Annotated in this window: 27 protein-coding genes; 15 read left to right on the top strand and 12 right to left on the bottom strand. The window is 67.8% G+C overall.

Annotation, left to right across the window (positions count from 1 at the left end):
• Positions 1-7 precede the first annotated feature (7 nt).
• The 4 genes from G333_RS0106555 to G333_RS0106570 all read left to right on the top strand — a co-directional run bounded on the left by G333_RS0106555 (position 8) and on the right by G333_RS0106570 (position 3,907).
• Positions 8-397: a hypothetical protein gene (locus G333_RS0106555; protein ID WP_018950824.1), complete on the top strand. Its 390-nt coding sequence runs from the start codon at positions 8-10 to the stop codon at positions 395-397.
• A gap of 295 nt (positions 398-692) precedes the next feature.
• Entirely contained in the window at positions 693-1,586 is an 894-nt protein-coding gene (locus tag G333_RS0106560; RefSeq protein WP_255346818.1) for a LysR family transcriptional regulator, read from the top strand.
• Positions 1,587-1,686: 100 nt separating this feature from the next.
• On the top strand, positions 1,687-3,471 hold the full coding sequence (locus tag G333_RS0106565) for an N-acetylglutaminylglutamine amidotransferase (protein WP_019628016.1): 1,785 nt from the start codon (positions 1,687-1,689) through the stop codon (positions 3,469-3,471).
• 7 nt (positions 3,472-3,478) lie between these two features.
• Positions 3,479-3,907: a DUF488 domain-containing protein gene (locus G333_RS0106570; protein ID WP_019571723.1), complete on the top strand. Its 429-nt coding sequence runs from the start codon at positions 3,479-3,481 to the stop codon at positions 3,905-3,907.
• Between the two features lie 10 nt (positions 3,908-3,917).
• On the opposite strand, the gene moaB is transcribed toward G333_RS0106570, so the two are convergent.
• A complete protein-coding gene (gene moaB / locus G333_RS0106575) occupies positions 3,918-4,454 on the bottom strand; it encodes a molybdenum cofactor biosynthesis protein B (RefSeq protein ID WP_018170056.1) in 537 nt (178 codons plus the stop codon).
• Between the two features lie 59 nt (positions 4,455-4,513).
• Between moaB and rluB the strand changes: the two genes are divergently transcribed.
• The 4 genes from rluB to G333_RS0106595 all read left to right on the top strand — a co-directional run bounded on the left by rluB (position 4,514) and on the right by G333_RS0106595 (position 7,477).
• Positions 4,514-5,518: a 23S rRNA pseudouridine(2605) synthase RluB gene (gene rluB, locus G333_RS0106580; RefSeq protein ID WP_018144185.1), complete on the top strand. Its 1,005-nt coding sequence runs from the start codon at positions 4,514-4,516 to the stop codon at positions 5,516-5,518.
• Positions 5,519-5,523: 5 nt separating this feature from the next.
• Positions 5,524-6,165 (top strand): endonuclease III domain-containing protein, encoded by a 642-nt coding sequence (locus G333_RS0106585; protein WP_019628017.1) that lies wholly within the window; start codon positions 5,524-5,526, stop codon positions 6,163-6,165.
• Positions 6,166-6,244: 79 nt separating this feature from the next.
• A complete protein-coding gene (locus G333_RS0106590) occupies positions 6,245-6,460 on the top strand; it encodes a lipopolysaccharide assembly protein LapA domain-containing protein (RefSeq protein WP_018144183.1) in 216 nt (71 codons plus the stop codon).
• Between the two features lie 33 nt (positions 6,461-6,493).
• Positions 6,494-7,477, top strand: a complete 984-nt coding sequence (locus G333_RS0106595) for an MFS transporter (protein ID WP_019628018.1) — start codon at positions 6,494-6,496, stop codon at positions 7,475-7,477.
• Positions 7,478-7,522: 45 nt separating this feature from the next.
• Here G333_RS0106595 and G333_RS0106600 read toward each other — a convergent pair whose 3' ends face one another.
• Both G333_RS0106600 and G333_RS0106605 read right to left on the bottom strand, forming a co-directional pair.
• On the bottom strand, positions 7,523-8,242 hold the full coding sequence (locus G333_RS0106600; protein WP_018144181.1) for a hemerythrin domain-containing protein: 720 nt from the start codon (positions 8,240-8,242) through the stop codon (positions 7,523-7,525).
• A complete protein-coding gene (locus tag G333_RS0106605) occupies positions 8,235-8,861 on the bottom strand; it encodes a hemerythrin domain-containing protein (RefSeq protein ID WP_018938076.1) in 627 nt (208 codons plus the stop codon). The genes G333_RS0106600 and G333_RS0106605 overlap by 8 nt, the downstream gene beginning before the upstream one ends.
• Before the next feature lie 55 nt (positions 8,862-8,916).
• Here G333_RS0106605 and G333_RS0106610 point away from each other — a divergent pair, with 55 nt between their 5' ends.
• The 5 genes from G333_RS0106610 (at position 8,917) to rnk (ending at position 11,433) form a co-directional block, all read left to right on the top strand.
• Complete coding sequence (locus G333_RS0106610) at positions 8,917-9,315, top strand: hypothetical protein (protein WP_026182008.1); 399 nt, start codon at positions 8,917-8,919, stop codon at positions 9,313-9,315.
• Positions 9,315-9,767 (top strand): glycine cleavage system protein H, encoded by a 453-nt coding sequence (locus G333_RS0106615; RefSeq protein ID WP_018144178.1) that lies wholly within the window; start codon positions 9,315-9,317, stop codon positions 9,765-9,767. The genes G333_RS0106610 and G333_RS0106615 overlap by 1 nt, the downstream gene beginning before the upstream one ends.
• Before the next feature lie 10 nt (positions 9,768-9,777).
• The gene (locus G333_RS0106620) at positions 9,778-10,446 is read left to right on the top strand and encodes a thioredoxin family protein (protein ID WP_018175769.1); all 669 of its coding nucleotides are present in this window, start codon (positions 9,778-9,780) and stop codon (positions 10,444-10,446) included.
• 49 nt (positions 10,447-10,495) lie between these two features.
• The gene (locus G333_RS0106625; RefSeq protein WP_018170048.1) at positions 10,496-10,843 is read left to right on the top strand and encodes a rhodanese-like domain-containing protein; all 348 of its coding nucleotides are present in this window, start codon (positions 10,496-10,498) and stop codon (positions 10,841-10,843) included.
• 179 nt (positions 10,844-11,022) lie between these two features.
• On the top strand, positions 11,023-11,433 hold the full coding sequence (gene rnk / locus G333_RS0106630) for a nucleoside diphosphate kinase regulator (RefSeq protein ID WP_018144175.1): 411 nt from the start codon (positions 11,023-11,025) through the stop codon (positions 11,431-11,433).
• A gap of 14 nt (positions 11,434-11,447) precedes the next feature.
• On the opposite strand, the gene G333_RS0106635 is transcribed toward rnk, so the two are convergent.
• From G333_RS0106635 to G333_RS0106650, 4 genes are all read right to left on the bottom strand, one after another.
• Positions 11,448-12,881: a DNA polymerase Y family protein gene (locus G333_RS0106635; RefSeq protein ID WP_019628019.1), complete on the bottom strand. Its 1,434-nt coding sequence runs from the start codon at positions 12,879-12,881 to the stop codon at positions 11,448-11,450.
• 160 nt (positions 12,882-13,041) lie between these two features.
• Positions 13,042-13,674, bottom strand: a complete 633-nt coding sequence (gene imuA, locus G333_RS0106640) for a translesion DNA synthesis-associated protein ImuA (RefSeq protein WP_019628020.1) — start codon at positions 13,672-13,674, stop codon at positions 13,042-13,044.
• A gap of 3 nt (positions 13,675-13,677) precedes the next feature.
• On the bottom strand, positions 13,678-14,295 hold the full coding sequence (gene lexA, locus G333_RS0106645) for a transcriptional repressor LexA (RefSeq protein WP_019628021.1): 618 nt from the start codon (positions 14,293-14,295) through the stop codon (positions 13,678-13,680).
• A gap of 354 nt (positions 14,296-14,649) precedes the next feature.
• Positions 14,650-15,141: an Lrp/AsnC family transcriptional regulator gene (locus G333_RS0106650; RefSeq protein ID WP_018144171.1), complete on the bottom strand. Its 492-nt coding sequence runs from the start codon at positions 15,139-15,141 to the stop codon at positions 14,650-14,652.
• A 179-nt stretch (positions 15,142-15,320) separates the two neighbouring features.
• On the opposite strand from G333_RS0106650, the gene G333_RS0106655 reads away from it, so the two are divergent.
• Positions 15,321-17,006 carry a 2-isopropylmalate synthase gene (locus tag G333_RS0106655; RefSeq protein ID WP_018950835.1) on the top strand — a complete coding sequence of 562 codons (1,686 nt, stop codon included), beginning with the start codon at positions 15,321-15,323 and terminating at the stop codon, positions 17,004-17,006.
• 151 nt (positions 17,007-17,157) lie between these two features.
• Here G333_RS0106655 and G333_RS0106660 read toward each other — a convergent pair whose 3' ends face one another.
• From G333_RS0106660 to G333_RS0106670, 3 genes are all read right to left on the bottom strand, one after another.
• The gene (locus G333_RS0106660) at positions 17,158-17,601 is read right to left on the bottom strand and encodes a type II toxin-antitoxin system VapC family toxin (RefSeq protein ID WP_019628022.1); all 444 of its coding nucleotides are present in this window, start codon (positions 17,599-17,601) and stop codon (positions 17,158-17,160) included.
• A complete protein-coding gene (locus G333_RS14695) occupies positions 17,585-17,812 on the bottom strand; it encodes a type II toxin-antitoxin system Phd/YefM family antitoxin (protein ID WP_081624511.1) in 228 nt (75 codons plus the stop codon). Before G333_RS14695 ends, G333_RS0106660 begins: the two co-directional genes overlap by 17 nt.
• Before the next feature lie 90 nt (positions 17,813-17,902).
• The gene (locus tag G333_RS0106670) at positions 17,903-18,745 is read right to left on the bottom strand and encodes an ion transporter (RefSeq protein ID WP_018649964.1); all 843 of its coding nucleotides are present in this window, start codon (positions 18,743-18,745) and stop codon (positions 17,903-17,905) included.
• Between the two features lie 152 nt (positions 18,746-18,897).
• Here G333_RS0106670 and G333_RS0106675 point away from each other — a divergent pair, with 152 nt between their 5' ends.
• Positions 18,898-19,500, top strand: a complete 603-nt coding sequence (locus G333_RS0106675) for a bifunctional 2-polyprenyl-6-hydroxyphenol methylase/3-demethylubiquinol 3-O-methyltransferase UbiG (RefSeq protein WP_018950837.1) — start codon at positions 18,898-18,900, stop codon at positions 19,498-19,500.
• A gap of 40 nt (positions 19,501-19,540) precedes the next feature.
• Here G333_RS0106675 and G333_RS0106680 read toward each other — a convergent pair whose 3' ends face one another.
• Both G333_RS0106680 and oadA read right to left on the bottom strand, forming a co-directional pair.
• Positions 19,541-20,143 (bottom strand): nucleoside triphosphate pyrophosphatase, encoded by a 603-nt coding sequence (locus tag G333_RS0106680; protein WP_018175776.1) that lies wholly within the window; start codon positions 20,141-20,143, stop codon positions 19,541-19,543.
• The gene (gene oadA / locus G333_RS0106685) at positions 20,136-21,971 is read right to left on the bottom strand and encodes a sodium-extruding oxaloacetate decarboxylase subunit alpha (protein WP_018950838.1); all 1,836 of its coding nucleotides are present in this window, start codon (positions 21,969-21,971) and stop codon (positions 20,136-20,138) included. The genes G333_RS0106680 and oadA overlap by 8 nt, the downstream gene beginning before the upstream one ends.
• Positions 21,972-21,980 lie beyond the last annotated feature (9 nt).

Below are 21,980 nucleotides of genomic sequence, written 5' to 3' on the forward strand. Positions count from 1 at the left end.
TGCCAGCATGGATACCGATACAGTTGAAGACCCTCGTAGCGCGGGACGGTTTCACGGCCAGGAAGGTTCCGCGGCCGGGCCGACGCCGGAGCCGATCATCCATGCCGGGTATGCGACCCTGAGTCTGCGCCAGGTCGATGCATGGAACGGCGTGCCCAAGGGCACGGCCTTCCGTATGTTCAAGGCGCGCAAGCATCAGCTGCGCGAGGGCGTGGACTTCTTCTACATCCCGGAAGGCCGCGACCCCGAGCTCACCGAGACCCTGCGCCTGGACGGGCGGATCTACCCCTCCACCGTACACCTGGTCCTGCTGACCGGCGCGGCCTATGCCCGCATGCGCGAGGAGTGGCATGCACGGACCCACAATCCGGGCTGCGGCTGCCCCGAGGAACACTAGGGGTGCGCGCATCAATGGTCCCGTTCGTGCTCGAGTCGATTGCGCTCGCGGACCCGGCAGAGCGACTGCCATGCCCTTGCTCTGCACAAGGGAGGCGCCACGCCGTCAGCGGGCCCAACGTTAGAAGGCAAACGCGGCCGCGGCGCGTCATTCAAGGGTTTGTGGGGTTGATGCCCCAGGTTTCCCGACCCTGTGTTGCGACCCGAGACAGACCAAAACCGGCCGGTAGCATCACGCTTGGTGGCGCGCCGCGCCAGGTCTCGGGAAACCCGGGGCACCAGCGCGAGCGGGTAGATTGATCCGCGTCACTCTCGAACAGTGGCGCATGCTGCAGGCGGTGGTGGACGCCGGGGGCTTTGCGCGTGCTGCGGAACGGGTGCACAAGAGTCCGTCGAGCATCAACCACGCGGTGCAGAAGCTGGAAGAACAGCTGGGCGTCGACGTCTTCGAGATCAAGGGCCGCAAGGCGGTGCTCACCGCGGCCGGGGCGGCGCTGTTGCGCCGGGCCGGCCACCTGCTGGAAGAGGCGGCGGAGATCGAGACCCTGGCCGGTGCGCTGGCCGCCGGGGTGGAATCCGAAATCCGGTTGGCAGTGGATCAGCTCCTGCCGCGGGCGCCAGTGATCGGGGCCCTGGAGGTCTTCTCGCGGGCCTACCCGGCCACTCGCATCCAGCTGCACGAGGTAGTGCTGAGCGGTGGGCCGGATCTGCTGCGCGAAGCGGCGGTGGACATCCTGCTGGGTCCGGAACTGCCATCCGGCTACCTCGGGACCTGCCTGGGCGAGTTGTCGATGGTGTGCGTGGCGCACCCTTCGCATCCCCTGGCGCAGGATGAAGCGCCGCTGACCCGGCGCGATCTGCAGCCGCACCGCCAGGTCGTGGTGCGGGACTCGGGTGCCCAGGCCTCCGGTGAGGGCGGCTGGGTGGAGGCGGACCAGCGCTGGACGGTGTCGCACATGGGTACGGCCTGCGAGATCCTGCGCTCCGGGATCGGCTTCGCCTGGATGCCGGAGGACCGGATCGCCGAGGATCTTGCCGCGGGAGGCCTGGTCGAACTGAATCTGGAGGCCGGGGCGCGGCACGCGGTGCCGTTCTACATTACGCATGCCGATCGCGACCGAGCCGGCGCGGCCAGCCAGTCCCTGATGGACGCACTGGAGCAGGCGTTTCGAACCGAGCGATCGTCCTGATCGCCGCTTGGGGGAGCGGGTTTGCCCGCGAAGCCCCGCCCGCGTCGGACGATGGCCACGAAGCACAACCCAAGAAGTCCCAACCAGCAAGGAACCAATCATGTGCGGGATCGCAGGAGAATTCGTCTGGGGTGAACGGCGCGCGAGCGGCGAGGCGGTCGCGCGCATGCTGCCCTGTCTGGAACGGCGCGGGCCGGATGCCGACGGCCTGTGGGCTTCTGGTCGGGTCGCCCTCGGCCACCGGCGGCTGTCGATCCTGGACCTGTCGCAGCGCGCGCACCAGCCGATGTTCGATCCGGAGACCGGGCTTGCGCTGGTGTTCAACGGCGCGATCTACAACTTCCGTGCGCTGCGCAGCGAACTGGAAGGACGCGGCCACCGCTTCTTCTCCACCGGCGACACCGAGGTCATCCTGCGCGGCTACGCCGAGTGGGGCGAGGGCATCGTCGCCCGACTGCATGGGATGTTCGCGTTCGCACTGTTCGATGGCAACGCCCAGCGTCTGTTGCTGGCGCGCGACCGCATGGGCATCAAGCCGCTGTACCTGGCCCGCGTCGGTGAGGGCATCCGCTTCGCCTCCAACACCCAGGCGCTGCTGGCGGCCGGCGACGTGGACACCGAGCTGGATGCGGAGGCCCTGCACATGCTGTTCTCGCTGCACGCGGTGGTGCCCGCGCCGCGCACCGTGCTGCGCGGCATCCGCAAGCTGGAGCCGGGGCACTATCTGAGCATCGACGCGCGGGGCCAGGAGCGGTTGCAGCGCTACTGGACGCTGCACGCACACCGCCCGGCCGAGCCGGTATCGGACGGCGAGTGGCAGGAACGCATCGAGCATTCGCTGCGCCAGGCGGTGCGCAAGCGGCTGGAGGTGGCCGATGTGCCCGTCGGCGTGCTGCTCTCCGGTGGGCTGGATTCCTCTCTGCTGGTCGCGCTGGCGATGGAGGAGGGTGCGCAGGATCTGCGCACCTTTACCGTCGGCTTCGAAGACCAGCCGGAGGAGAAGGGCTCCGAGTTCGAGTATTCCGACCCGGTCGCGGAGCGCTATGCGACCGACCACCAGGCCACGCTGATCCCCAACGACCAGGTGCTGGCCCGGTTGCCGGAGGCCGTGGGTGCCATGGCCGAGCCGATGTTCGGCCAGGATGCGGTCGCTTTCTATCTGCTGTCCGAGCAGGTCTCGCAGCATGTGAAGGTCGTGCAGTCGGGGCAGGGCGCCGACGAGGTGTTCGGTGGCTACTTCTGGTATCCGCAGATGGCGGAGGATCGCCATGGCGACTGGGTGCAGCGCTTCCGGCGCCACTACTTCGACCGCGATCATCCGGAGATGGCCGAGATGCTGCGCCACCCGCCGGCGAACGACGTCACTGGTGACTGGTTGCGCGAGCAGTTCGCCGAACTGGAGACCGACCGCGCGGATTCCTTCATCGACGCCGTGCTGGCGCTCGACGTGACCACGCTGATCGTGGATGACCCGGTCAAGCGCGTGGACAACATGACCATGGCCTTCGGCCTGGAGGCGCGGGTGCCGTTTCTGGACCACGAGCTGGTCGAGACCGCCGCCGCGATGCCGCCGCACCTGAAGCTGGGCGATGGCGGCAAGGACGTGCTGCGCCGCATCGCTCGTGGCCGGCTACCGGACGCGGTGCTGGACCGGCCCAAGGGCTACTTCCCGGTGCCGGCGCTGAAGTACGTGCGCGGTGACTTCCTCGAGTTCATGCGCGACATCCTCACCTCGCGCGCCTCGCGCGAGCGGGGCCTCTATCAGCCGGCCTACATCGACAAGCTGCTGGATGCGCCCGACCAGTACTTCACCCGCATTCAGGGCTCCAAGCTCTGGCACGCGGCCCTGCTGGAGTACTGGTTGCAGACCCACGTGGACCGGTAATCGCCGTATGGAACGGGTGCGGATCCGGCGCGTCTACGACCCGGTCGATCCCGGGGATGGGACGCGTGTGCTGGTCGACCGCCTGTGGCCGCGCGGGGTGAAAAAGTCGGCGCTCCTGCTGGACGCCTGGGAAAAGTCACTCGCTCCGTCCACCGACCTGCGACGCTGGTTCGGCCACGATGTGGAGCGCTGGCGCGAGTTCTGTCGCCGGTACCGGGCGGAACTGGGAGCGGCTCCCGAGGCTTGGGGCCGCTTGCTGGGGTTTTCCCGTCGCGGCCGCTTGACGCTGCTGACGGCAACCCGGGACGTCGAGCACAGCCATGCGGCGGCCCTTGGCGCTCTCCTCGACGCCGAACGCGCCGAGGAGGAACCAACGGGCGAGCGCGCCTCGCCGGTATGCTTCGCGCCCGACGAGTCCGGGCCGGCCCCGGATTGATCGTGTCTCGTCAAACTTCCTTCAGGCGCGGCATCAGCATGGTGAGGTTGCAGGGCATGGTGCGGTCGTCGAGCTGGGCCTGGATGATGCGGTCCCAGGCGGTGCGGCAGGCGCCGGTGGAGCCGGGCAGGACGAAGAGGTAGGTGCCGTTGGCAACGCCGGACAGGGCCCGTGACTGCAGGCTGGAGGTGCCGATCTCGTCGAAGGAGAGCATGCGGAACAGCTCGCCGAAGCCCTCGATGGTCTTGTCCAGCAGGACCGATGCGGCCTCGGGGGTGCCGTCGCGGCCGGTAATGCCGGTGCCGCCGGTGGTCAGCACCGCGTCGATAGCGGGATCGGCGATCCAGCGCGAGAGTTCGGCGCGGATGGCATAGATGTCGTCCTTCACGATCTTGCGCTCGGCCAGCCGGTGACCGGCGCTTTCAAGGCGTTCCACCAGGGCGTCGCCAGAACGGTCCTCCGCGAGTTCGCGGCTGTCGGAGACGGTGAGCACGGCGATGTTCAGCGGTGTCTTGACGGGCGTGGTTTCCGGCGCGGAATCGGTCATGGCAACGTCCTGTTGGTGTATCGTGGCGTCCATCTTAATGAGTTGCTGGAGTTCCGGGAATGTCGGAGCGGGTACAGAAGGTCCTGGCGGCGCGCGGGCTGGGTTCGCGGCGCGAGATCGAGGGCTGGATCGAGCGCGGCGAGGTGCAGGTGAACAACCGCACCGTGAAGCTGGGCGACCAGGTCGACGAGCACGACGTGATCCGCGTGCGCGGGCGCATCGTGCGGCGCCCGGAGCATCCGCATCGGTGGATCGTGTATCACAAGCCGGTGGGCGAGATCTGCAGCCGCTCGGACCCCGAGGGGCGGCGGCCGGTGTTTGCCAGCCTGCCGCGGTTGAAGGGGCAGCGCTGGGTGGCCGTGGGACGGCTGGACCTGAATACCTCGGGCCTGTTGCTGTTCACCACCGATGGCGAACTGGCCAACCGGCTGATGCACCCGAGCATGGCCCTGGAACGCGAGTACGCGGTGCGCGTGCTGGGCGAGGTGCCGCCGGCGACCCAGGACATGCTGCGCGAAGGCGTGGAGCTGGAGGATGGCGCGGCCCGTTTCGACAGTCTGGAGGAGCAGGGTGGGGAAGGCGCCAATCACTGGTTTCATGTGGTGGTCAGCGAAGGCCGCAACCGGCTGGTGCGCCGCCTGTGGGATGCGGTCGGGGTCACGGTCAGCCGCCTGATCCGGGTGCGCTACGGGCCGGTGGTCCTCGGGCACGGGCTGAAGACCGGTGCGGTGCGGGATCTGGAGACCCGCGAGGTGGCCGGGTTGTACGAGGCGGCGGACCTGCCCGTGCCGGACTCCGTGCGCACGCGCGGTCGCGGCGGCCCGCGACGCGATCCGCGCGGCAAACCGCGGGATCAACGCCCCGGCAAGGCGGCGCCGGCGGGCAAGGCCCGCACCAGCCGGGCGGCGCGCGAGGACGGCTGGAGTTCGTCGCCGCCGAAGAAGCCGGGCAAGTCTTCGTCCCCCGCGGGGCGCGGCGGCTCCCGGGGCGCGAAACCTGCGGGAGGTCGACCCGGCGGCCGCTCGGGCGGCGGTGGCAAACCGGGCGGTAGCCGTCAGCGGTAGCTCCTGTGCGGATCCCCGAGCTCCTGGATGCCCTGCGCGCGGAGTACGGCGACCTGCAGTGGTGGCCGGCGGAGACTGCGTTCGAGGTGATGGTCGGCGCGGTGCTGACGCAGAACACCAGCTGGACCAACGTCGAGAAGGCGCTGGCCAACTTGCGCGGTATCGACGCGCTGTCGCCGGAGGGCTTGATGGCCCTGAGCCGGGAAGAGTTGGCCGAACACATTCGTCCCAGTGGCTATTTCAACGTGAAGGCGGATCGCCTGCGCCACCTGCTGGCCTTCCTGGAGGCGTCCGGCGGGATCGAGGGTCTGGCGGCGCTGGACACCGACGCGCTGCGCGCGGCGCTGCTGGGGGTCAAGGGTGTCGGGCCGGAGACCGCCGACGATATCGTGCTGTACGCCTTCGAGCGCCCGGTGTTCGTGGTGGATGCCTATACCCGCCGGTTGTTCGAGCGTCTGGACCTGCCGCAGGCACGGGCTCCGTACGATGCGCTGCGCGCGCACGTCGAGGTGGCACTGGGGCCGGATGTGGCGGCGCTGAACGACCTGCATGCGCTGATCGTGGAACATGGCAAGGAGCGCTGCCGGCCGCGGCCGCGCTGTGATGCCTGTCCGGTGCGGCGGCACTGCACCCACGCCGAGGCCTGAAACCCACCGCCCGGCCGGTTGACGCCCGCGGCGGGGCGCCGGAACCTGAGAGGCATGTCCGACTGACCAGGGAGGTCCTATGCGTTACCTGTACACCCTGTTGATTATCGTGTTCGTCGCGGTGGTTGCGATCTTTGCGATCCAGAACCTGCGTCTCGTAACGCTCAACTTCCTCACCCTGTACGTAACCCTGCCACTGGCGCTGCTGATTGTCGGGATCTACCTGCTGGGCCTGGTCTCCGGGGGTGCCCTGGTCGCGTTGCTGAAGCGCTGGATACGCGGCGCCAGTCGTTGACCCGGCCGGGGTCGGCCGGAGTGGCATCCCTCGATGGCTGACCTGATTCGCCGCCATCCGCTGGCGGTGATCGTGGTGGCGCAGCTATTCGGGACGTCGCTGTGGTTTTCGGTCAACGGGGTCGGGCTGTCGCTGCAGCAGGCACTGGGGTGGTCGCCCGCCGAGATCGGCTGGCTCACGATGGCCACCCAGCTCGGTTTCATCACCGGGACCCTGGCGGTCGCCGCCACGGGGCTGGCGGATCGCTTTCGCGCCAGTCGTGTGTTCGCCATTTCGGCGCTTTTCGGGGCCGGACTCAACGCCATCTTCATCCTGCTCGCCGGCGTCTGGGAGCTGGCCCTGCTGGCCGCGCTGATGATCCTGCGTCTGGGCGATGGCCCGCATCTGCCGCCACCGGGGCGCACGCCGGGGCTCGGGAAGGGCTTCCATGCCCTGGCACGGCGGGATTTTCGCGCCGTGGCCGGGGGCTACTTCGGGCACTGCTGGGAACTGTATGCGTTCTGGACGCTGGTGCCTCTGCTGGTAGCCCGTGAGCTTGCACGAATGGAGGCCGATGCGGCCCTGATTCCGTGGCTGGCCTTTGGCGTGATCGCGCTGGGGCTGGCGGGCTGTGTCTGGGGTGGGCGCCTGAGTCGGGGCCTGGGAAGCCTGCGTGTGGCGCGGGTGGCACTGGCAACCTCGGGCCTGGCCTGTCTGCTGTACCCGCTGCTTGCGGGGCAGTCGCCCTGGTTGCTGTTCGGCCTCCTGGCGCTGTGGGGGCTCACGGTGATCGCGGACTCGCCCCAATTCTCCGCGCTGGCCGCGGACAGCGCGCCGGAGGATGCCGTGGGTTCCGCGTTGAGCGTGATGAATGCAATCGGTTTTGCGCTGACCCTGCCGGGCATCTGGCTGACCGGCTGGTTATGGGCGGATGGCGGGGTTTGGGTCCTGTGGCTGTTGCTGCCCGGCCCGTTGCTGGGGCTTTGGGCGCTGGCGCGCCTGTCGGCGCCGCGTCGCGCCCGGGAAGCCGTGGATTGACTCTCGAGTGCCGGGCTGCGGCGGCCGCGCACCCATGCGGGGCGCTCAGTTGCTGTGGGGTGCCGGGTCGGGTGCCGTTAGCAGGGTCTGGGCGCGTTCAAGCAACTCGGCGGCGGCATCGGGCTGTTCGCGCAGGGCGCGGCTCCAGTGCGGGAACAGGTTCTGTTCCTCGCGGCCTTCGTGCTTGGCCAGCGCGCCGGAGATCAGGGCGAAGAACGGGGCCACGGCCCAGGCCTCGTCCACGCCTTCGCTGAATTCGTGTTCCAGCATCGCGGTCTGTTCCAGGATCTCGTCGTGCTCGCGCAGCATGATCGAGGTGGGATCCTGGCCGTTCGGGCTGCGGGGCAGGTCCAGCAGGGGGACGATCAGGTCGTTTTCCACCTCCACGTGGCGACGCAGGCCGTCAACATAGGCGTGGAAATCCGGCGCTGCGCCTTCGAGGTCGCCGGCGTTGACCTTGTGCAGGGCGCTGGCGAACAGGCGGTCGATGCGCAGGTGATCGCGTTCCAGCAGGTCGACCAGGTCCACCGGGGCGACGTCCTCGCGGCGTTGTACCGCGAGCTTCCACAAGGGCGGGCCGTCTTCGAGCACCCGCCAGTGGATGGCCTGACGCAGCTGCAGGCTGACCGCGTCCATCAGCATCTTCGGTTCCTGATCCAGCCAGACCTCGAAGACCTGACCGCTGCGCAGTTCGCGCAGGGTGTAGTACGCGCGGGTGTGGGCATGCTCGGCCAGGCCGCGGAGGTCGAGTACGAAATCAGCCACGGTCTGCGCTCGCGATACCCCGGCGTGCGGCCATGGCGGCACCGATGGCGCGGCGGTCTTCCGGGCCTAGCAGGTGCTCGGCAAAGGGGAGTACGGCGCGCTCTTCCAGATCGAGGTGGATGCGGTATTGGCGTATCCAGGCGTCGGCCCCGTCGAGGTCCGCCGGCTGGCCCGCGGCGATGCGTTGCAGGGCCGGCTCCAGTCGATCCCAGCCGGCCTCGATCTCGTCATGTTCGGCGGTCAGGCGGTCCAGCCATTCGCACAATTGCGGATGACTCTCGGGGTGGCCACAGTGCTGGCGCAGCACGGGGAACAGGTCCTGGTCCTCGTCCGCGTGGTGGTTGGGCGCTGCCTCGTGAAAGTAGTTCAGGACCCGTTGCGCGGCGCCTCGGGCCTCTTCGTCGGCGCCTTTGTCGGCCAAATGGGCGGGCAGGCGCTCGAGGATGTCCAGAGAGTTGAGGATTCGGCGATGGCACGCCCGCAGCAACTCGATGGGCTGCTGGAATCCGGGAACACTTTCGTGGAGTTGCGCGTGCATGGGGTATCGGACCTTCGCAGAGTGGTCAACAAGCAGGCGACTTTCGCCGAAGCGCTCGCGCCCCGTCTTGATCTCGATCAATGTAAATTGAATATAGCTTAAAGTATGCTGTGCGAAACCTGGCCTGGAGCTTTTGATGCACCCTCGGAACCGGATGTTCATCCTCGCGGCCCTCGCCTATGCCCTGCTGGGCGGGCTGCTCGGCATCCTCTGGCTGGCCCATCCCGGCCTGATCCCCGGCAATGTGCCGCGCATCCATGGCCACCTGATGCTGCTGGGGTTCGTGACCATGATGATCTATGGCGTGGGTCTGCATGTGTTGCCGCGCTTTTCCGGACGTTCGCTGTTCTCCGAGCGCCTGGGCCATGTGCAGTTCCTGCTGGCCAATCTCGGGCTCCTGGTGATGATCGCGGGCTGGCTGGTCTTTCATAACCCGACCGTCGCGGTCGGCGGGGCGATGGCCTGGGGGGCGATGATCCTGTTCGCACTGAACATTGCACTCACCGTGCGTCACTACGGTCCGAAGGGGGCGTAATGAGTCATACGGAATACAACGGCTGCGAGTTGCCGGACGACCTGTTCTATGACCTGGATTATGTCTGGGTCCGTCCGGAGGACGACGGCACCTTTACCCTCGGGATTACCGATCCCGCCCAGACCATGGCGGGGCGGGTGCAGTACTTCCGCTTTCGCAAGCCGGGTTCGCACCGCGCCGCGGGCAAGCCGGTGGCGCGGCTGGAGTCCGGCAAGTGGGCGGGGGGCATCCCTACGCCGTTCGACGGCACCATTGAGCGCATCAATCCGGCCGTGGAGGCCGATCCGGGGCTGGTGAACGTGGCCCCCTATACCGATGCCTGGGTCGTGGTGATGCGCCCGGACGATCCGGAAGCGGCGCTGGAGCGGCTACATACCGGGGCCGAGGCGATTGCCGGTCTGAAACAATGGGTCGATCGCTACGACATCCACTGCATGCGCTGCGCGGACTAAGGGCGGGATCATGAAAGTGGAACTGCTGGTGTCCGAGTGGTGCGCCTCCTGCCACGATGCCGAGCGCATCTGGCGCGAGGTTGCGGAAAACAAACAGATCGACTTCGCGGTGGTCGACATGGGCCAGCCCGAAGGGCGCGAACTGGCGACCCGGCTGCGCATCCGGTCGATCCCGGCCGTGGTGGTGGATGGCGAGCTCAAGCACATCGGGCTGCTGGATCGCACCGCCGCGACCGCACTGGTGGCGGAGGCCCCGGAACGCACACAGAAGGCCGCGCGCCATGTCGGGCTGGGGTTGTCGGCCTCCAGCCGGGCCTCGGTGCTGGGCGCGATGATCTGGCTGCTGATCGCGGGTGCCGCGTTGCCACTGGGCGGGTTCTTCCTCGAGGGTGCGGCGCGTCCGGCCGCGCTGCATGGCTTTACCCTGGGTTTTCTTCTGTTGCTGATCATGGGGCTTGGCGAGCACATGCTGCCGCGCTTTACCGGCCACCCGATCGCCAGTGGCTGGCTGTGGGCCTGGACGCCGCAGGTCCTGGTGCATCTGGCCGTGCTGGGCATGGGGCTCGGCTGGATCCTGGGCGTTGCGATGTTGACGGCGGTGGGTGCGGTGGCGGCGCTGGTCGGGCTGGTCCTGTTCACCCTTCGGGTGGTCCCGCTGCTGGTACGTCCGTCGTTGTGACCCGGGCGCGCGCTAAACTTGCGGTTCACGCAGCCAACGGAGTCCTCCTGTGAGTCTTTTCGAGAAGCGTATTCGCGAGCTGGAACAAAGCCTGCCGCATCTGGAACCAGGGGAGGTGGCGCGCTGGCTCGAGGAAGAGAAACCGTTTCTGCTGGTGGATGTGCGCCAGCCCGAGGAGGCGGCCGCGGGGACGATCGAGGGCGCGATCAACATCCCGCGGCCCAAGCTAGAGGCCGGTATCGAGTCTCATATGGCGGATGCGGACCAGCCCGTCGTGGTGTTCTGTGGCGGTCGCGGCCGGTCCCAGCTCGTGGCCGACAGCCTGCGCACGATGGGTATCAATGCGCATGTGCTGCGCGGGGGCTACGCGGCGTGGCGGGAGACCTGGCCTCGGTGAGGGCGCAAGGCAAAGGCTAGGTGCGGCTCCCGCTTACGAGCACTGTGATGGGCGCTATGGCTTTTTTGCCGGGTCTTGGCTAGTCTCCCGAGTAAGTTTCCCGGTTTCCGGAAATTCCCTGAATATTATTTGCCTGGCGCGTCTCCCCGGAGGCGCGTTCTGCATTCTGGAGTAAGAAAGTGAACAAGCCGAAGATCATTGTCTCCACCACGGACATGGAGCGCCTGGACAAGCTGCTGGAGTCCCTTCCGGATGGCAGTTTCCCCGGCAAGGCCGATCTCGAGTCCGAACTGGATCGCGCGGATGTCGTGGATTCGCACGAGGTTCCGGGTTCGGTGGTGACGATGAACTCGAAGGTCCGGTTCCGGGTGATCGAGTCCGGCGACGAGTTCTCGATGACACTGGTGTACCCGCGTGATGTGGACGAGAGTGGCGGCACGCTGTCGATCCTGGCGCCGGTGGGCAGTGCGCTGCTGGGCCTGTCCGAGGGCGACGAGATCGAGTGGCCGCGCCCGGGCGGGGGGCAGATGCACGTGCGCATCGAGGAGGTCGAGTACCAGCCGGAGCGCGCGGGCGAATACCATCGCTGACGCGGCGTCCCCCCTCAGCCCCAGTAACCCTGGCGATACCACTGGCCGCTGCGCAGGCAGCGGTACAGCCAGAGCCGGCGACCCTGACGGTCGCGGCTGCAAGCGTAGTCGCGGCGCGCGTCCTGGCCGTGATCCCACCAGCCGTCTTCCAGTCGTCCCAGCCATTGGGGCTGGTCGGGGGGCGCGGCGGGCTCGGGGCCCTGTAGCCAGAGGGCAGTTCCGCAGGCCCGTTGGCCCGGGGTTGGAGCGGTGGGGGCCGGAGTGGTGGCGAGATCGTGTCGCGGCCGCTGGGCATCCTCCGGTCTCGGTGTGCGGCGGTTGATCAGACGGGCGACGGCCTGCTCGCCCAGCCGGGCGCGCAGGCGAGCCAGCACGGCGGGTAGCTGATCGGCCGGTGGTCTGCTCGCCGGGTCTGCGGCGAGCAGACTGTCGCCCCGGGCCGGTGGGTCCAGCAAGCGGGGTGCCTGCAGGCGCAGGCCGATCACCGCCGCCGGCAGGGTCTCGCGATCCAGTCGGGTCTGCCACAGGGGCAGCCACTCGTCGGTGCGAATGCCCGGCTGCCCGCGCTCCAGTGAGATGCGGGTACACGCCTCGCGGTGGGCCAGTTCCAGTGTCATCCCCTGCAGGCTGCGGTTCAGGCCGCGCAACTGCGCCTCGGCCTGGCGCAGCAGCCGCTTGAGCGGGAAGGCCAGGGTCGCCGTGGCGTGGATCTCGTGCTCCAGGCGCAGGGACAGATCCAGCACCGGGGGTGGCGCAAAGCGGGGCAGGGTCTCCGCGCGCCGCGCCAGCAGTCGGTCCAGCAGGTCCAGCAACTCCGGTCCGTGGCGTCGGGCCAGTTCGGGGCGCGACAGGCGCAGCAGATCGCCCAACTGGCGCAGGCCCACGGCGCGCAGGCCCTCGCGGGTCGCGGCGGCCAGCGGCAGGGCCTCCAGCGGAACCGGGGACAGGATGCGGCGCAGGGCCTCGGGGTCTTCCGCGATCGCGGGGTTGCGCAGGCGGGCCAGCAGGCGCGCGGCGGCGGGGCTGCGGGCCAGTCCGATACGGGGATGGAAGCCCAGTTCGGTCAGGGTGTCCCGCGCCTGGTCGCGCAGGGTCTCGAGGCCGCCGAACAGGCGGCGGCTGCGCCCGACCTCCACCAGGATGCGCTGTGCCTCCGGCTCCGGGTGCACGTGATCGGAGAACCGCAGCAGTACGCCGGCCAGCATCTCCAGTTGGGCCTGCAGGGTGTCCGGGGCATGCTCGACCAGTTTCGGGGTATCCAGCACCGCCAGGGCATCCCCCAGCGCCATGCCGGGGCGGGCACCCGCCTGGCGGGCGGCGCGGTTGGCGGCGTGCACCCGGGGGGCAGGGTCGGATTCCACCACCAGCAGGGGGCGCTGCAGCCGCCCGGGGTCCGGCTCCGTCCGGGCCAGCGCATCCAGCGCAAGGTGCGGCAGGTCGATTGCCATCCAGTGTTCCTGCCGCGGCCGGGCGGCGCGGTTGGCGGTATGCGTCTCCGGTGGCCGGGGTGCGGTGGCGGACAGGGCTGTGGCCGGAAGCAGGCTCAGTTGTTGTCGGACCGGCTCCGGGTGTGTGGTCGCACGCGAGGGACGGGCAGGCTGGCCCATCTCAGGCCTCCGGTGGTTCGGGAACCTGCAGGGGGTGGCCGGAGCGGGCCCAGTGGCCGGCCCCCTTCAGGCAGTGCAGTTCCAGGCCGGAGGCCGCGGGCTGCCAGCGCAGGCGCTGGTGGGCCGGCGAAGGCTGTGCCGCGGCGTTTGGTGGCCGGTACAGGATCGCGCAGGCCCGGCTCTCGCTGGCAGCCAGACGCAACCGGCGCAGCAGGGCCGTCTCCACGGGGCCGCGCAGCCAGGCGAGCAGGACGCCGAACGCCGGGTCGCGCAGGCACTGCTCGCCGGCCCACAGGGTGTCGCGATCATGCTCGGTATGGATCAGCAGGACCCGCTCCGGCGGGATGCCGAGGGTCTGCCAGCCGGGTAGCCAGGGCGTGGCCGGCGGTGCGATCAGCGCGATCCAGTAGCCCTCGCGGCCGCAGGCGGCGAGCATGGGGACCAGCAGCCGGGTCTCGCCACAGCCGAACGGGGCCCCCAGCAGTTCGATCAGCTGGCCGCGTGGCCAGCCCCCGCCCAGGGCCCGGTCCAGTTCCGTATGGCCACTGGGCCAGACCGGGGCATCCGTGGCCGGGGCAGCACTGCGCCCGCGCCAGAGCGCCGGGTGGTCGAGCAGGGTATCCAGCGCGCCCATGGCTTAGGTCTGGGGTTCGAGATCGCGCAGTACGCCCACGCCGATGCCCTCGATGGCCAGGTCCTGGCGCTCGAGGTCGATCTCGATGGGGGCGAAGTCGGGGTTCTCCGGGAGCAGGCGCACCTTCGGGCCGTCCTGTGCGAAGCGCTTGACGGTGACCTCGTCCTCGATGCGGGCGACCACGATCTGGCCGGGCCGGGCCTCCGGGGTCTGGCGCACGGCCAGCAGGTCGCCGTCGAGGATGCCGGCGTCGCGCATGCTCTCGCCGTGTACGCGCAGGAGATAGTCCGGGCGGGCACGGAACAGGGCGTCGTCGACCCGATAGTGGCGCTCGATATGCTCGGTGGCGAGGATCGGCGAGCCGGCGGCGACGCGCCCGACCAGAGGGAGTTCGGCCGGTGTGCCACGGGCGGCGCCCGGCAGGCGTATGCCGCGGGAGGTGCCGCCCAGCAGTTCGATCGCGCCTTTCTTCTCCAGGGCCTTCAGATGGCACTCGGCCGCGTAGGGCGAGCGGAAGCCGAAGGCCCGGGCGATCTCGCTGCGGGTCGGTGCCGTGCCCTGGGTGGCGATGGTCTCGGCGATGTAGTCGAAGATGGCTTGCTGGCGTGCAGTGAGCGACACGGGGCACCCTCCGGTTGCTGTCTATATATACAGTACAGGGGTCGCTGGCGCGAGGACAAGAGCGGCGCATCCATCCGGAGTGCGTGTTTGCTCCTGACGGCCGGTTTGTTCCACCACGAAGCGCACGAAGAAGGTCAAGGGCGGTTGCGCCACAGAGGATTACGGAGAAAACCCAGGGAGGTGTCGCGGGCCGGGCGTAGGATGCTGTTGAGCGAAGCGAAACGCATCGATCCGGGAACCTCGCCACCCTTGGGATGGCTACACGATGCGATTCGCTTCGCTCATCAAATCCTGCCGGCCGTTGCCTTTCTTCGTGCCTTCGTGGTCAATCCGCCCTGGGTCTTGAGGTGGTATTCAGGTGGGGGTGTAGTCCAGTGGCAGGGCGGTGCGGTCGACCACGCGGCGCAGCACGAAGCTGGAATGGACGCTGTCCACGCCCTCCAGTCGGGTGATCCGGCGCAGCAGGAATTCCTGGTAGGCATCCATGTCGGGGACGACCACCTGCAGCATGTAGTCCGCCGACTGGCCGGTGATCAGGTAGCAGTGCTGGACCTCGGGGTAGCTCGCCACGGTCTCCTCGAAGTGGGCGAAGCGCTCCGGGGTGTGGCGGTCCATGCCGATATGGATCAGGGCGGTCAGCTCCAACCCCAGGCTGCGCCGATCCAGCAGGGCTACGCGGCTCAACAGGACGCCGGCCTGTTCCAGCGCACGCACCCGACGCAGACAGGGGGAGGGGCTGAGCCCCACGCGATCGGCCAGGGCCTGATTGGACAGGCTCGCATCCTCCTGCAGGATCTCGAGGATGCGGCGGTCATAGCGGTCGAGTCGGTGTGGTTCGGGTTTCATGGTTGAATATTGCTCTAAAGTGGCTTTATTGCGCAAGGATAGTGCGCAACTATTGAGCTCTTAGGGAAAAACGCAAGGTTATGCCGGGGGCAATGCGTTAGGATAGTGCACAGATAGAAATCCGGAGCGTGGCACCCGACCACACGGCGAGGCCGCGCCCCTTACAGGAGACGAACACGATGGCCTTCGATCACACCAAGTACGCCCCGTTCCCGCCGATCGACAAGTCCGATCGGCGCTGGCCGGCGCAGCGCACCACGGCCGCCCCTCGTTTCTGCGCGGTGGACCTGCGCGACGGCAACCAGGCGCTGGTGCACCCGATGAGCGTGGAGCAGAAGATGCGCTTCTTCGAGGTGCTGGTGGGGATCGGTCTGACCGAGATCGAGATCGGCTTCCCGTCCGCCTCGCAGATCGACTACGACTTTACCCGCCGCCTGATCGATGAAGACCGGATCCCCGAGGGCGTGTACATCCAGGTGCTGACCCAGGCGCGCGAGGACCTGATCCAGAAGACCTTCGCGGCGCTGGAGGGCGCCCCGCGCGCGGTGGTGCACGTGTACAACTCCACCAACCCGGCGCAGCGCGAGCAGGTCTTCCGCATGGATCGCGACGGCGTGCGCGGCATTGCCGAAAACGGTGCGCGCTGGGTGCGGGATTACGCGGCGAAGTACCCGCAGACCGACTGGATCTTCCAGTACTCGCCGGAGAGCTTCTCCACCACCGAGCTGGACTTCGCGGTCGAGGTGGTCGATGCGGTGAATGCGATCTGGCGCCCGGACCAGGGCCAGAAGGTCGTGATCAACCTGCCGGCCACGGTCGAGTCCGCCACGCCGAACGTCTTTGCCGACCAGGTCGAGTGGTTCTGCGACCACGTGCAGTACCGCGAGCATTTCTGCGTGTCGCTGCATACGCACAACGACCGGGGCACCGGCGTGGCCGCGGCCGAGCTGGGGCTGCTGGCCGGGGCCGATCGCCTGGAGGGCACGCTGTTTGGCAATGGCGAGCGCACCGGCAACATGGATCTGGTCACCGTCGGCATGAACCTGTACTCGCAGGGCATTGACCCGACCATTGACCTGTCCGACATGGAGCGGCTGATGGACGTGTACAAGGAGTGCACCGACATGCCCATCAACCCGCGCCACCCGTGGGCGGGCGAGCTGGTCTACACCGCCTTCTCCGGCAGCCACCAGGACGCGATCCGCAAGGGCCTGGCGCATTACAAGGAGAAGGGCGGCCACTGGAACGTGCCCTACCTGCCGATCGACCCGAGCGATCTGGGCCGGCGTTACGAGGAGGTCGTGCGCATCAACAGCCAGTCCGGCAAGGGTGGGGTCACGCATGTGCTGGAGCGCGACTACGGCATCGAATTGCCGCGCTGGCTGGCGATCGAGTTCGCCCGCATCGTGCAGAAGGATGCCGAGACCTCGCAGATCGAGGTCTCCTCGAAACGCATCCACGAGCTGTTCGAAAAGCATTACCTGACGCCCGTTACCGGCTGGGATCTGGTGCGTTACGAGATCGAGAAGGACGGTCCTGTGGTGCGGCTGGATGCGACCATGGGCCCGCCCGGGTGTGAATCCCGCCTGCGGGGCGAGGGCCACGGCGCGGTCGCGGCGCTGACCTCCGCCATGGAGGCCGAGCGTGGCGTGCAGGTGAAGGTCACCCACTTCGACGAGCACGCGATGGAGTCCGGCACCGAGGCGCGTGCCATGGCCGCCGTGGACGTGCAGGTCGATGGCGAACGCTCCGTGGGCGTCGCCCTGGGCGAGGACACCACTGCCGCCACGCTGCAGGCCGTCCTGAACGCCACCGGCCGCCGTCTGGGCGAACGCGCTGCCGAGCCGGCCGCCGTTAACGCCTGATTCCGGCGGGGCCCCGCCCCTGCCAGTCTGTGGTCTACCGTAGGGTGCGTAGAGCAAAGCGAAACGCACCGTCACCCAGGCGTTTGGGTCGCGATGCGATTCGCTGCGCTCATCGGCATCCTGCCTACGGATAGGTTGGATGCCCGAGGCGTCAGAATCGACGAACGGTCAGCCCCATCGATGAAGCCGCATCCGCGAGGACGTTGTCTGCGGTGGCGATCACCGGAATCTCATGGTGGCGCGCGGTTGCGATGTGCAGCGCGTCCAGCGTCCGCAATGGATGTTCGGGATAGCGGGTGATCAGGTTGGTCGCTTCGTCGAACAGTGAGTCGTCGAAGGGATAGAGTTGTAACGAGGCGCTGGAGATGTCGTCCTGGAAGGTGGCGAAGATGATCGTTTCCAGTTCCTGCGGCAGCTCCCCTATGCGTCGGCGTCGTGCGAGCAGGGACCGCAGTTCGGTCGCTACCAGGCGGCTGATGATCGCGACGTTGACGCGCTGCAGATAGTCGACGAAGGCCTCGGATCCCGGTTCGTTCAAATACCACTTGGCCAGGGCACTGGTGTCGAGGTAGCTCCGTTCATCCGCGCTCGTCACGCTCTTCCCTCAGGAGGATTTCCGAAGGAACCAGTGGTCCGGTTCGCTGGCGAAGTTCGTGGTGGTCGGGGCGCTGGCGCCCGCGACGAACGGGCAGGACCCGTGCAATGGGCTTTCCGTGACGGGTGATGGTGATTTCCCCGGACGCCTGGACGATTTCGTCCAGATGCCCAATGGAGGCTCGCATTTCGCGGACGTTGAGCTCTTTCATGGCGCCACCCTAAGTGTGCTTCATGTTTCGATATTGAAGCACACCGCCGTGTGTTCGGCAATGACGGGGCCGAGTGAGTAGTAAAGGGGGTTAACGTACGCGTTTCTCCAGCATGGTTTGCATGCGGGTCAGGCGTTCCTGGAGCTTGAGGGTTTCCTGCTGTATCTCGTGGATCTCCGCGTGCAGGGCCTGGTTCTCTTCGTGCACGCTGTCGTGGATCATCTGCTGCTCGATCTCCATCGAGCGGTCGTGCATGCGCTGCATGGCGTCCACGATGATGGCGATGAACAGGTTCAGCACGGTGAAGGTGGCGATCAGGATGAAGGGCACGAAGAACGCCCAGGCCCAGGGGTAGATTTCCATCACCGGGCGGGCGATGTCCTCGGACCAGCCCTCCAGCGTCATCACCTGGAACAGGCTGTACATGGTGGCGCCGAGCGTGCCGAACTTCTGCGGGAAGGATTCACCAAACAGGCCGGTAGCGATGATCGCGAACACGTAGAAGATCAGCACCAGCAATCCCATGATGGAGATGATGCCGGGGATCGCCCGCAGCAGCGCCTCCACGATGAAGCGCAGCTTCGGCACCATGGAGACCAGGCGCAACAGACGCAGCACGCGCAGCACCGAAAATGGCCCCGAGGCCGGGATCAGTGCGATCCCCACCACGAAGAAATCGAACACGTTCCACGGGTTGCGCCAGAACCGCAGGCGGTAGACGAACAGCTTGGCCAGCACTTCGGCGGTAAAGATCGACAGGATGATGGCGTCCGCACTCAGGATCACCGGGCCCATCCAGCCCATTACGGTGTCCGAGGTCTCGAGCCCCAGGGTCAGGGCGTTCAGCAGGATCAGGCCAATGATGAAGCGCTGGGTCAGCCGGGCCTCGATAAAGTGTTCCAGGCGTGCGCGCAGCGTGGGGGTTTCGCTCATGGTGTCGAAGATCGTTGGAGTCCTTGGGGACGCGCAAGAGTAGGGTAAAGCCGGGGTTCCGGCAATCGCGCGAGCGCAAGCACGCGCCACGTCAGGAGTGCCTGGCAGACGGCACGAATGGACAGATTCCCGGGAACGGAAGGAGAGCAGGGATGTGGGATGAACGTTACGCCGAGGACGACTACGTCTACGGCACTGAACCGAATGATTTTCTGCGCGCGGCAGTGGCCAACGTGCCGCGCGGGCGGGCCCTGTGCCTGGCCGAGGGGGAGGGCCGCAACGCGGTGTTTCTTGCGCAGCAGGGTTTCGACGTGCTGGCGGTGGACAGCTCCGCGGTCGGCCTGCAGAAGGCCCAGCGCCTGGCCGAGGACCGGGAGGTACAGATCGAGACCCTGGTGGCGGATCTCGCCGATTACGCGATCGAGCCGGACTCCTGGGATCTGATCGTATCGATTTTTTGCCATTTGCCACCGGACGTTCGGCGCCGCCTGCACGCCGAGGTGGTCGCGGGCCTGCGCCCGGGCGGGGTGTTCATCCTCGAGGCCTATACGCCGGCGCAACTCGAATGGGGCACGGGAGGTCCGCCCACTGCGGAATTGATGATGAAGCGGGAGGCGCTGACCGAAGAACTGGAAGGGCTGGAGTTCGAAGAGGCCGTGGAACGCGAACGCGACGTGATCGAGGGGCGTTTCCATACCGGGCGCGGCGCGGTGGTGCAGGTCCTGGCGCACAAGCCGCGGAACGACTGGGGCTAGACGCGGGCGCGCCCGTTCTTGGACGTTGTCGGGCCGGTGTTCAGGCCGCTGCGGGCGGGACGGCCACACCCGCTTCGCGCAACCAGTTTCCCAGGGTGATCAGCGGTAGCCCCACCAGCGCGGTCGGGTCGTCGCCGCTCATGCGCGCGAACAGGCTGATGCCCAGCCCCTCGGACTTGAAGCTGCCGGCACAGTCCAGCGGCTGGTCCAGTGCAACGTAGCGCCGGATCTCCTCGGGGCTCAACTCGCGGAAGGTCACGGTGAACGGGACCTGGCCTGTCCGCACCTTCCCGGTGGCCGTGTCCAGCAGGCACAGGCCGGTGTGGAACGTAACCGTTTCCCCGGACAGCGCCGCGAGTTGCGCCTCGGCGCGGACGCTGTCGCCGGGCTTGCCGAGGACCTGCCCGGCGTGGCTGGCGTTCTGGTCGGAGCCGATGACCAGATGGTCGGGATAGACATCGGCGACCGCCCGGGCCTTGGCCTCGGCCAGGCGTGCCACCATCGCCTCGGGCAATTCATGCGCCAGAGGGGTCTCGTCCACCGCCGGGCGCGCGGTCTCGAATGGCAGATGCAGCCGCTCCAGCAGTTCGGCGCGATAGCGCGAGGTGGAGGCGAGGACCAGTCTTCGTGCGGTATCAGCCATCGTCGCCGTCGATCTCGATCAGAGCGTCGTCAGGATTGGCGGCGGCCCCTTTGGTGATGTTCACTGCGGTGACCGTGCCGGATACGGGTGCGGCGATCTCGGATTCCATCTTCATCGCCTCCAGCACCAGCACTGGCTGCCCGGCTTCGACCTTGTCACCCTCGGCCACCAGCACGTCGATGATGGTGCCGGGCATGGAGGTGGTGACGTCGCCCGGCCGGGTCGCACGGCGCGACTTCTTGCCTCCGCTGGCCCCGCGGCTGCGTTCGGCGCCGCCGTTGCCGGCGGTCTCGATGCTGTCCAGGGTCTCGATCTGGACCTCTTCCGGCATCCCGTCGACCGTCACGTACATCGGGCGGGTGTCCTCCCGGTGATGGCCGGAGCCGTTGACCTGGATGTGATAGGTCTCGCCGTGGAAGGTGACGTTGAACTCCACCGGGGCCGGGCAGCCGGCCTGGGTGTTCTCTGGCAGGTTGAGCGGTTCCGGGCTGAGCGTGCCGTCGCGGCGCTGCTCCAGGAATTGCCGACCCACCTCGGGGAACAGGGCGAAGGTCAGGACATCCTCCGGGCCCCGGGCGAGGTCTCCGATCTCGTCAGTCAGGGTGGCCATCTCCGGATTCAGCAGGTCGGCCGGGCGGCAATCGATGACATCGGCATTGCCGATGGCCTGTTGCCGCACGACGCTGTTGATCGGGCCGGGCGCCCGGCCGTAGTGCCCGGTCAGGTATTGCTTCACCTCGTTGGTGATGGTCTTGTAGCGCTCCCCGGCGAGGACGTTCATCACCGCCTGGGTGCCGACGATCTGCGAGGTGGGGGTGACCAGCGGCGGGTAGCCCAGGTCCTCGCGGACCCGGGGGATCTCTTCCAGCACCGCATCAAAGTGATCCAGCGCGTTCTGGTCACGCAGCTGGTTCGCCAGGTTGGAGATCATCCCGCCGGGCACCTGGTTGATCTGCACGCGGGTGTCGACGCCGGTGTACTCACTCTCGAAGCGCTGGTACTTCTTGCGCACCTCGTGGAAATACAGCCCGATCTTCTGCAGCGCGACCAGATCCAGGCCCGTGTCGTGCTCGGTGCCGGCGAGGGCGGCGACCAGGCTCTCCGTTGGCGGGTGGCTGGTGCCCCCGGCGAATGCCGAGATCGCGGTCTCGATATGCCGGCAGCCGGCCTCGATGGCCTGCCAGTGGCACAGCTCGGACAGCCCCGATGTGGCGTGGGCGTGCAGGTGGATCGGCACGTCCAGGGCATCCACCAGCTCGGTGACCAGCTCGCGGGTGGCGCTCGGGGTGAGCAGCCCGGCCATGTCCTTGATCGCGATGCTCTGTGCGCCCATCGCGACCAGCTCGCGTCCCAGGGCGACGAATTCGGCGGCCGAATGCACCGGGCCGGTGGTGTAGCAGAGCGTGCCCTGGGCATGGGCGTCGGCCTCGCGGGTTGCCTCGATCGCGGTGCGCAGGTTTCGCGCGTCGTTCATCGCGTCGAAGATGCGGATGATGTCGATGCCACCAGCGACCGAGCGCTCGACAAAGGCGCGCACCACGTCGTCGGCGTAGTGGCGATAGCCGAGCAGGTTCTGTCCGCGCAGCAGCATCTGCAGGGGGGTGTTCGGCAGCGCGGCCCGCAGCTGGTGCAGCCGCTCCCAGGGGTCCTCCTTGAGAAACCGCACGCAGGCATCAAAGGTGGCACCGCCCCAGGCCTCCAGCGAGTGAAAGCCGATGGCGTCCATCTGCTCGCAGATTGGCAGCATGTCCTCGGTGCGCATGCGCGTGGCGATCAGGCTCTGGTGGCCGTCGCGCAGGGTGACATCGGTGATGTGAACTCGATCCATGGTCAGTCC

The organism is Thioalkalivibrio sp. AKL10 (assembly GCF_000381845.1).
Classification (GTDB): Bacteria; Pseudomonadota; Gammaproteobacteria; order Ectothiorhodospirales; family Ectothiorhodospiraceae; genus Thioalkalivibrio; species Thioalkalivibrio versutus.

Coding starts and splice junctions, on each gene's coding strand:
- G333_RS0106620 (WP_018175769.1), top strand. CDS start 9,778: ATGAAAGTGGAACTGCTGGTGTCCGAGTGGTGCGCCTCCTGCCACGAT.
- G333_RS0106590 (WP_018144183.1), top strand. CDS start 6,245: ATGCGTTACCTGTACACCCTGTTGATTATCGTGTTCGTCGCGGTGGTT.
- rluB (WP_018144185.1), top strand. CDS start 4,514: ATGTCGGAGCGGGTACAGAAGGTCCTGGCGGCGCGCGGGCTGGGTTCG.
- G333_RS0106610 (WP_026182008.1), top strand. CDS start 8,917: ATGCACCCTCGGAACCGGATGTTCATCCTCGCGGCCCTCGCCTATGCC.
- G333_RS0106670 (WP_018649964.1), bottom strand. CDS start 18,745: ATGAGCGAAACCCCCACGCTGCGCGCACGCCTGGAACACTTTATCGAG.
- imuA (WP_019628020.1), bottom strand. CDS start 13,674: ATGGGCGCGCTGGATACCCTGCTCGACCACCCGGCGCTCTGGCGCGGG.
- G333_RS0106655 (WP_018950835.1), top strand. CDS start 15,321: ATGGCCTTCGATCACACCAAGTACGCCCCGTTCCCGCCGATCGACAAG.
- G333_RS0106680 (WP_018175776.1), bottom strand. CDS start 20,143: ATGGCTGATACCGCACGAAGACTGGTCCTCGCCTCCACCTCGCGCTAT.
- G333_RS14695 (WP_081624511.1), bottom strand. CDS start 17,812: ATGAAAGAGCTCAACGTCCGCGAAATGCGAGCCTCCATTGGGCATCTG.
- oadA (WP_018950838.1), bottom strand. CDS start 21,971: ATGGATCGAGTTCACATCACCGATGTCACCCTGCGCGACGGCCACCAG.
- G333_RS0106635 (WP_019628019.1), bottom strand. CDS start 12,881: ATGGCAATCGACCTGCCGCACCTTGCGCTGGATGCGCTGGCCCGGACG.
- G333_RS0106615 (WP_018144178.1), top strand. CDS start 9,315: ATGAGTCATACGGAATACAACGGCTGCGAGTTGCCGGACGACCTGTTC.
- G333_RS0106570 (WP_019571723.1), top strand. CDS start 3,479: ATGGAACGGGTGCGGATCCGGCGCGTCTACGACCCGGTCGATCCCGGG.
- G333_RS0106565 (WP_019628016.1), top strand. CDS start 1,687: ATGTGCGGGATCGCAGGAGAATTCGTCTGGGGTGAACGGCGCGCGAGC.
- G333_RS0106555 (WP_018950824.1), top strand. CDS start 8: ATGGATACCGATACAGTTGAAGACCCTCGTAGCGCGGGACGGTTTCAC.
- G333_RS0106650 (WP_018144171.1), bottom strand. CDS start 15,141: ATGAAACCCGAACCACACCGACTCGACCGCTATGACCGCCGCATCCTC.
- G333_RS0106595 (WP_019628018.1), top strand. CDS start 6,494: ATGGCTGACCTGATTCGCCGCCATCCGCTGGCGGTGATCGTGGTGGCG.
- G333_RS0106675 (WP_018950837.1), top strand. CDS start 18,898: ATGTGGGATGAACGTTACGCCGAGGACGACTACGTCTACGGCACTGAA.
- moaB (WP_018170056.1), bottom strand. CDS start 4,454: ATGACCGATTCCGCGCCGGAAACCACGCCCGTCAAGACACCGCTGAAC.